The following is a 728-nucleotide window of genomic DNA, read 5'->3' on the forward strand; positions in this document are numbered from 1 at the left end:
AAGTGCAATAAATAGATAAAAAAGTATTATTTTTTTAGATAAGTAGGATATTTGTTTTTTTGTTCTAAAGCATAGTGGATAAGCTTTAAGATGGTTTAAAAGGCTATGTAGATGGTAGTTTTTGGGGTTGAAATAGCTATTGAAATAAAAAAGTTGTAAAAACTTTAATTTTTTTGAAGAAAGTAGTTGCATTTTGGAAGAGTGATGCGTATTATATGTCTTCACCGGCTGACGAGTGATGTTAACGGTTGGGAGCTAAGGCTTCTAAGATATTTAAGAGATATATTATATACAAACACTTTGTTAAAGAATTTGAGTATCAGTAGTTAGAGTCAGAATTTGAGAATTAAACTGAAGAGTTTGATCCTGGCTCAGATTGAACGCTGGTGGCATGCTTAACACATGCAAGTCGAACGGTAACAGGAGAAGCTTGGGAATCTTCCCAACTGTGCGGGATACCAGTTGGAAACGCCCGTTAATATCGCATAATATTTGTGGATTAAAGGTGCCCATTGTGTTGCTGCAGATGGATGAGTATACGTTAGATAAGACTCTTGGAATGGTACAGCCCTACCTAGGCTACGCTCTATAGCCAATTAGAGAAGAAGACCAGTCAAATATAGACTGCTTCTCATCCCAAATACCTATACGAGGAATACGCTAGCCAAATATGAAAATGGCAGAAAGCCTGCTCCAACCCTTCCCTCAGCAATCTGCATGCGCTCTGC

1 rRNA gene is annotated in these 728 nt (G+C 37.6%); it reads left to right on the forward strand.

The annotated features are described in order from the left end of the window. Positions 1–348 precede the first annotated feature (348 nt). Positions 349–728, forward strand: a 16S ribosomal RNA gene (locus tag FQ699_RS09755); the annotation flags it as partial.

Origin of the sequence: Francisella salimarina (assembly GCF_007923265.1) — a bacterium.
In the GTDB taxonomy this organism is placed as follows: Bacteria; Pseudomonadota; Gammaproteobacteria; order Francisellales; family Francisellaceae; genus Francisella; species Francisella salimarina.